We start from the raw sequence: 7,880 nt of genomic DNA, 5'->3' as shown, positions 1-7,880 counted from the left end.
CGGCTGAGGCCGGGCGCGCAGCGATCCGGGCTCAGCCGCTGCGAAAAGGTTCAACTCCGTTCAGGCGAAGCCGTGCTCTTGGCGCGGCTGAGGCCGGGCGCGCAGCGATCCGGGCTCAGCCGCTGCGAAAACGTTGAGTCATACGTTTGACTGACTTGGGGCAGCTGGGGGCCCATGATTGAGCGATGCGGATACGGGTGGGGCTCCTCGGGCCGATCGAGGTGACCGTGGACGCACAGCCACGCATGGTCTCCGGGCTGCGGCGCAAGGCCGTGCTCGCCGTGCTTGGCCTGCGCGCCGGCGACGTGGTCAGCGCGGACAGTCTGATCGACATCGTCTGGGGTGGACGGTCGCCCGCGACCGCCGTCAACACGCTGCAGAGCCATGTGTCGCACCTGCGGCGGGAGTTCGGCATGCACGACGCGATCGTGGCGCACCCGCCCGGGTACCGCTTGGCCGCGTCCACCGATCTGCAGGAGGCCGAACGCCTGATCGCCGAGGGCACCCGCGCGGCGCAGCCGCAGCAGCGGGTGGAGATCCTGCGCGCGGCGCTCGGCCTGTGGCGCGGCACCGCCCTGGTCGACGTGAGCGGGCTGGCCTGGCTGGAAGAACAGGCCGACCGGCTGGAGCGCACGCGGCTGGCCGCGGTGCACGCGCTGACCGACGCCCGGCTGGCGCTCGGCGAGCACGCGCTGCTCGTGCCGGAGCTTGCCGAGCAGTCGGAACGGCACCCGTTCGATGAGGATCTGCACCGGCAGCTGATGCTCGCGCTGTACCGCAGCGGCCGCCAGGCCGACGCGCTGGCCACATACCAGCGGCTGCGCCGCAGGCTCGACGACGAGCTCGGGGTGGATCCGGGGCCGGCGCTGCGCGAGCTGGAGTCGTCGATGCTGCGCCAGGACTCCACATTGGACCTCCCCGCCGCCGAGGGTCCGATCCTCGTGCCCGCCAAGCCCGCGGTGCCTGCGCATCTGCCGCCCGCGCTTACCCGGTTTGTCGCGCGCGGGCCGGAGCTCGCCTGCATCGACAAACTGCTGGGCACGGGCCAGATCGCGGTCCTGTCGGGCACGGCCGGGGTGGGCAAGACGACGCTTGCCGTGCAGTGGGCGCACCGCAACGCCGAACGCTTCCCGGACGGCCAGCTGTACGTGAACCTGCGCGGGTTCGGCGCCGAAAGCGCGGTGATGGAGCCCGAAGAGGCGGTGCGCGGTTTTCTCGACGCGCTCGGCGTGCCGCCCGAGCGCATCCCACCCACGCTCGACGCCCAGGTCGCGCTCTACCGCAGCCTGCTCGCGGGCAAGCGCGTGCTCGTGGTGCTGGACAACGCCCGCGACGCGGGCCAGGTCAGGCCGCTGCTGCCGGGCACCCCGGGCTGCGCGGTGCTGGTCACCTCGCGTACCCAGCTGACCTCGCTGGCCGTCGTCGAGGCGGCCAGTTCACTGGCCGTCGACCTGCTCGGCGCGGCGCAGGCGCGAGCTCTACTGTCCGCCCGTCTCGGTGAGGACCGCTTGGCCGAATCGCCCGAGGCGGTCGACGACATCGTCGCCCGCTGCGCCGGGCTTCCGCTCGCATTGGCCATCATCGCCGCTCGGGCCGCCGCCGATCCGGGGCTTTCGCTGGCGAAGTTCGCGGCCGAGCTGGCGCAGGCGCTCGACGCCCTGTCCGTGGGCGAGGCGGTGGCCGACGTGGCCGCGGTGTTCTCGTGGTCTTATGGCGCGCTCGGCCCGGACACGGCAAAACTGTTCCGGCTCTTGGGTTTGCACCCAGGGCCGGGGCTCACGGTGGACGCGGCCGCCGGCCTGGCGGGCGTCACCCCGAAGCGGGCACGGTCGCTGCTGCACGAGCTGACCGAGGCACACCTGTTGATGCGGCACGAGGATGGGCGTTATCACTTCCACGACCTGTTGCGCGCCTATGCGGAACGGCAGGTGCACGTCCAGGAGACCGAGGCCGAGCGGCGTGAGGCGCTGCGGCGGCTGCTCGACCACTATCTGCAGGCCGCTTTCGGTGCGGCCGTGGCGATTTCGCCGCACCGGCCGAGGATCGACGTGGGCGGCGGGGCCGTGCCCGGTACCGGAATAGAAAATCCCATGGCCTGGTTGCTGGCGGAATGCCGGGTGCTGTTGGCCCTCATAGATCTGGCCTTTGCCGAGGGGTTCGACGGCCATGCGTGGCGGCTGGCGTGGACGCTGACCAGTTTCCTGACCATGGTCGGGATGCGCGGCGAGCTGGCGATGGCCGGCCGCACGGCCCTGGCCGCGGCACGTCGCGCCGGCGACCCCGCCGGGCAGGCACATGCGTTGCGCGGCTTGGGCTTCGCCGACATGTCGCAGGGCAGGTTCACCGAGGCGCTCGACCACCTGCGCGCGGCGCTGCGGCTGTTCGGCCAGGCGGGCGAGCATGTGGAGCAAGCACGGGTCCACCTCAATCTGGCCAACCTGTTCGACCGGCACGGCCGGCCGGATGAGGCGCTTGAGCACGCCCTGCTCGGGCTGGACCGGAGCCTGATCGCGGGCGATCCGGGCACCGAGGGCGACGCGCGCAACGCGGTCGCGCTCTACTACGCGCGGGCGGGCGAGCACGATCGGGCGCTGGAATACTGCCTGGAGTCGGTGCGCCTGCTCGCCGAGATCGGCCACGACACGGGCGAGGCGCTGGCCCGCGACACACTGGCCTATATCTACGAAAATCTGGGCGAGCACCGGCAGGCGATCGCCAATTATCGTTACGCGGCACGGGTTTTCGGCGAGCGCGGCGACCTGCGCAACGAGGCCGAGACGCTCACGCGGCTTGGCGACTGCCACGAGGCCCTGGGCGAGCCCGCGGCCGCACACGATGCCCGCCTGGCGGCAGAAGCCGTGCGAGCCAAGCTAGAACACCCAGCGCGCTCCTAAGTAGACGATCGCGGCGATGAGGGCCGCTCCCGGGAACGTCAGAATCCATGCGATGACGATGTTTCCGGCCACGCCCCACCGCACGGCCGACAGCTTCTTGGTCGCGCCGACGCCCATGATGGCCGAGGTGATGGTGTGCGTGGTCGAGATCGGCAGGCCGAGCTGCGAGGTGGTGAACAGCACGCTCGCCGCGACCGTCTCGGCGGCGAAGCCGGCCGGCGGGTCAAGGTGGATCACGCGCCGGCCCAGTGTGCGGATGATGCGCCAGCCACCCGCATAGGTGCCCGCCGCCAGCACGGCCGCCGAGCTCCAGAACACCCACTCGGGGATGTGCGTCTTGTCGTCCTGGAATCCGCCCGTGTAAAGCGCGAGCACCACGATGCCCATGGTCTTGGCGGCGTCCTGCATGCCGTGGCCGACCGACATGGCCGCGGCCGAAACCGACTGCGCCCAGCGGAATCCGCGGTTGAGCTTGCCCGGGTGCCCGCGTCGGAAGGTCCACATGACGGCAAGCATCACGAGCGCGCCGAGCAGGAAACCGGAGACCGGCGAGGCGATCATCGGGATAATGACCTTCTCCAGGATGCCGGACCACAGCACCTCGCCGCCGATGCCGAACGCGACCGCGCACAGCGTGGCTCCGGCCAGCCCGCCGAACAGGGCGTGCGACGACGACGACGGCAGCCCGAAATACCACGTCAACAGGTTCCAGCCGATGGCGCCGAGGACCCCGGCGAACACGATCCCGAGGCTCTCCTGCCCCTGCGGCAACGAGACCAGCCCGCTGCCGACGGTCTTGGCGACGTTGCCGCCCAGGTGCGCGCCAATGAAGTTGCCGACCGCCGCCATGCCCAGCGCCACCCGCGGAGTGAGGGCACGGGTGGAAACGCTTGTGGCGATGGCGTTTGCCGCGTCGTGGAACCCGTTGGTGTAATCGAACACCATCGCGGCGAGGATCACCGCGATGACGGCGAGCAGCACACTGTCCACTCAGGACTCCTTGACCGCGATGGTCTCAAGGGTGTTGGCGACGTGTTCGAACGCGTCGCACGCGGCCTCGAGCTCGTCGGCGACCTCCTTCATCTTCAGCACGGTCAGCGCATCGTATTCCCCGCTGAACAGGCGCACGAGCAGCATGCGATAGGCCCGGTCGCCCTCGTTCTCCAGGCGGTTGCACTCGACCCAGTAGTCCTCCAGGCCGCGCAGGCCCTTCATCTTCTTGACGCCCTTGGGCGGCTTGACACCGGGGGCGCCCACGCGCAGCCGCTCCATCGCCTCGGCCGTGATCGCGGCCTGGCGGTTGAGCACGTCGACCATCTCGTGCATCTCGCGCGGCAGGCTGGGCAGCTTCGTGAGGCCGTAGAGGTACACCAGGCTGCCGACCGCCTCGATGTGGTCCATCACGTCGTCGAGGCGGCTGCCCAGCGCGTAGATGTCCTCGCGGTCGAACGGGGTGATGAAGGTCGAGTTGATCTTGTTGTACAACTCGTGGGTGATCTCGTCGTTGTCGTGCTCGGCCTCGGCCAGCCGCTCGCTGACCGCCTGCACGTCGGCCCCGGGCAGTGCCAGCTCGGTGAGCAGTGCCGTGCCGCGCAGCAGGTTTTGCGCAGCCCGGCTGAACATGTCGTAGAAGGCCGCTTCACTTGGCCGAAGCGAGAACTTCACTTGTTGGTCCCTTCTTCGAGCCGTTTGCGTTCCCGCTCGAGGTCGAAACTTGCGGTGGGATAACGCAGCCCGAGCCCCGAGAAAGCTTGCAGCATCAGGTGTGCCACGGCCCAGTCCCGATACCACTTGCGATCAGCTGGCACAACGTACCAGGGTGCCGCATCCGTGCCGCATCGCGCCAGGACATCCTGGTAGGCCTCCTGATATGCGGGCCAGAATGCCCGATTGTCCACGTCCTCCGGGCGGTATTTCCAGTGTTTTGTCGGGTCTTCGAGCCGGGCCAACAGCCGCCGACGCTGCTCCTCAAGGGATATGTGCAACATCACCTTCACCAGCGTGATGCCGTCGGCCGCCAATTCCTCTTCAAAATCATTTATCTTCTGGTACCGGCTGCGCCAGACCCTGGCCGGTGCGAGTTTGCGAACCCGGACCACGAGCACGTCCTCGTAGTGCGATCGGTTGAACACCCCGATCATCCCGGGCGGGGGCACCGCGTGACGAATGCGCCACAGGAAGTCGTGCCGCCGCTCCTGTTCGGTCGGCGGCCCGAACGCGGCGATCCGCAGGCCCTGTGGGTTGAGCGCGCCGGCGACCTTCTTTATCGTGCCGTCCTTGCCGCCGCAGTCCATCGCCTGCAGCACAAGCAGGATGCGCCTGCGGTCACCGTTGGTCTTGAAGTTGGCGTACAGCATCTCCTGCTGAATCGCCAGCCGTTCGCCGAGCGAAACCAGGTCGCCGCGGGCCCATGGCTTCGGGTTTTTGCGAACCGCCTTCTTGCCGGGCAGTCCGGGGGTGGACGCGGTATCGATCGAGGCCAGGTCGAGACCCGGCCCCGCGCACAGAAGTGCCGCTAAATCAGACACACAGCGATCATCGCGCATTTACCGGCGATGGGTGCTGAAACAGCGCAAGCCATCGGTGGAAGTCACCGGCGAACGGCTCAAGCCCGTTGTGCAACGCCTTGAGCAACCACGTCGCCGCGGATTGGGCCTGGCTCATGACCTCTTCCGGATAACCGTATTGGCGCGCGTGGATCGAGAACTCGTCCTCGTCGACCAGCTGCACCTCTCCGGTCTCGCGGATCTTGCGCACGTCCAGATCGAGGTCGGTCACCACGACCCGGTTGCCCTGCCAGGCCGCGGGCGTGGTGATGTCGCAGTACACCGAGGTGTTGCGCGGCGCCGCGTTGAACATCGCCGTCCACCAGCCGACGTGCGGCACCAGCAGCACTCCGGGGATCTCGTAGACCTTGCCCGAGTCGGCCACCGTGCCGCTGGGGATGCCCAGCCAGATGCCGTGGCGGTCGCGCCCGAGCGCGCGCGTCACGATGCCGCGATGAGGCCGCCCGTCATACTTCCTCATCTCGTACCGGACCGCGCTCATGCCGGACGCTCTCTTGGGCCGCGGCCGGCATGAGGCACGCGGTGAACTGCAATTTTGATTCGCTCGCGCAAGCGCTCGCTCATGCGACCATGATATGCCTTCCGTGAAAGACCACCGGAACGAAATTTTTCGTGGCGGCCACTGCTCATCGTGGGCCGAAACAAGAATTGTCGGCGGCGCGCGATAGCGTCAGGGCCATGCCGGAAGCAGCCGAGCTTCTCTCCGCCGCGGTCGCGGCGGTTCCCGGAGGCGCCACCCGCCCAGGTCAAGAGGCCATGACGGCCGCCATCGCGCAGGCCGTGCGCGACAAGACCCATCTGCTGGTGCAGGCGGGCACCGGCACCGGCAAGTCCCTTGCCTACCTCGCGCCCGCGCTCACGGTGGAGGGCCCGGTCGTCATCTCGACAGCCACCTTGGCACTGCAGTCCCAACTGGTGGACCACGATCTGCCCCGGCTGACCCAGGCGGTCTCCCCGCTGCTCGGGCGGGCGCCGACGTTCGCCCTGCTCAAGGGTCGGCATCACTACGTGTGTCTGGCCAAATTGGAGCACGCCGACGAGGAGGAGGGCGCCGGGCAAGACGCGTTGTTCGAGCGCACGAAGTGGCTGGGCGAGGCGGGCCGGCTGGGCAAGCAGATCGTGCGCATCCGCGACTGGGCCGGGTCCACCGAGACCGGCGACCGCGACGAGCTCGACCCGGGCGTCGACGACACGGCGTGGCGCGCGGTGTCCACGCCGGCACGCGAGTGTGTGGGCGCGACCAAGTGTCCCTATGGGACGGAGTGCTTCGCCGAGCTGTCCCGGGCGCGGGCGCGCGAGGTCGACATCGTGGTCACCAACCACTCCCTGCTGTCCTACGACATGCTCGCCGGGCGCCACATCGTGCCGCCGCACAAGCTGCTCATCGTCGACGAGGCGCATGAGCTGGCCGATCGCGTGTCCAGCGCGGCGCAGGCCGAGCTCACCTCGTCCGGAGTGGACAGTTGCGCCCGGGCCGCCCGCGCGTTCGTCGAGGGCGAGCACTATCAGGGCCTGCTGGAGGCCGCCGACGCGCTCACGGTCGGGCTGGCCGAGGTCATGCCCGGGCGGCTGACCACGGGCCTGCCGCCCGCGCTGCATGAGGCGTGCGTGCTGCTCGACTCGGCGACCCGGGCCTCGCTCAACGACGTCGGCGAGATCAAGCTCGACGATCCCGATCCGGTGCGCAAGCAGCTGGCCAAGTCGCTGCTGTCCGACGTGTCGAGCACGGCGCAGCGGCTGCTCGACAACTCCGAGCACGATGTGGCCTGGGTCGAGCACGAGCCGCGCCGGGCGCTCGTGGTCGCGCCGCTGTCGGTGGCGGGCCTGCTGGGCGAGCGGCTCTACGAGGACCGCACGGTCGTGGCCACGTCCGCGACGCTCGCCCTGGGCGGCAAGTTCGAGACGATCGGCAAGGCGCTCGGCGCGCCCGACGGCTATCGCACACTCGATGTCGGCTCCCCGTTCGACTACCCGAAGCAGGGCATCCTCTACGTGGCCGCCCACCTGCCACGGCCCACGGCGTCGGGCCTGTCCGACGCGGCCGGCGAGGAGCTGCTCAAGCTCGTCACCGCGCTGGGCGGGCGCACGCTCGGCCTGTTCTCGTCACGCCGGGCGGCGCAGCAGGCGGCCGAGTTGCTGCGCGCCCGCACCGGGCTGACCGTGCTGCTGCAGGGCGACGAGTCGCTCCCGCTGCTGGTGCGGCGGTTCCGCGAGGAGCGCAACAGTTCACTGTTCGGCGTGATGTCGCTGTGGCAGGGCGTCGACGTGCCCGGTGACGCGTGCCAGCTGGTCGTCATCGACCGGCTGCCGTTCCCGCGCCCCGACGAGCCGCTGGCCGCCGCCCGCTCCGCGGCCGTCGACGCCGCGGGCGGCTCGGGCTTCGCCGCGGTGAGCGTGCCCATCGCGGCCGTGCGGCTGG

6 protein-coding genes are annotated in these 7,880 nt (G+C 69.7%); 2 read left to right on the top strand and 4 right to left on the bottom strand.

Annotated elements, in window-relative coordinates; all coding sequences use genetic code 11:
* Positions 1-185: 185 nt before the first annotated feature.
* On the top strand, positions 186-2,894 hold the full coding sequence (locus DM816_RS38240) for an AfsR/SARP family transcriptional regulator (RefSeq protein WP_117215381.1): 2,709 nt from the start codon (positions 186-188) through the stop codon (positions 2,892-2,894).
* Here DM816_RS38240 and DM816_RS38235 read toward each other — a convergent pair.
* From DM816_RS38235 to DM816_RS38220, 4 genes are read right to left on the bottom strand one after another with little or no spacing between them, the layout of a single operon-like run.
* Complete coding sequence (locus DM816_RS38235; RefSeq protein WP_425455330.1) at positions 2,871-3,839, bottom strand: inorganic phosphate transporter; 969 nt, start codon at positions 3,837-3,839, stop codon at positions 2,871-2,873. The two genes, DM816_RS38240 and DM816_RS38235, sit on opposite strands and share 24 nt — an antisense overlap.
* 45 nt (positions 3,840-3,884) lie before the next feature.
* On the bottom strand, positions 3,885-4,559 hold the full coding sequence (locus DM816_RS38230) for a DUF47 domain-containing protein (RefSeq protein WP_117215379.1): 675 nt from the start codon (positions 4,557-4,559) through the stop codon (positions 3,885-3,887).
* Positions 4,556-5,422 (bottom strand): PPK2 family polyphosphate kinase, encoded by an 867-nt coding sequence (locus DM816_RS38225; protein WP_246002597.1) that lies wholly within the window; start codon positions 5,420-5,422, stop codon positions 4,556-4,558. The genes DM816_RS38230 and DM816_RS38225 overlap by 4 nt, the downstream gene beginning before the upstream one ends.
* A 7-nt stretch (positions 5,423-5,429) precedes the next feature.
* Positions 5,430-5,942, bottom strand: coding sequence for a DUF402 domain-containing protein (locus DM816_RS38220; RefSeq protein ID WP_117215377.1), 513 nt, complete (start codon positions 5,940-5,942; stop codon positions 5,430-5,432).
* A gap of 197 nt (positions 5,943-6,139) precedes the next feature.
* Here DM816_RS38220 and DM816_RS38215 point away from each other — a divergent pair.
* Positions 6,140-7,880, top strand: a 1,741-nt coding sequence (locus DM816_RS38215) for an ATP-dependent DNA helicase (protein WP_162908262.1), incomplete at its 3' end; no start/stop codon positions are given.

This window comes from Allorhizocola rhizosphaerae (genome assembly GCF_003426775.1).
GTDB lineage: Bacteria > Actinomycetota > Actinomycetes > Mycobacteriales > Micromonosporaceae > Allorhizocola > Allorhizocola rhizosphaerae.
The sequence above is the reverse complement of the archived record's forward strand: the minus strand, read 5'-3'. Positions and strand labels throughout refer to the sequence as shown.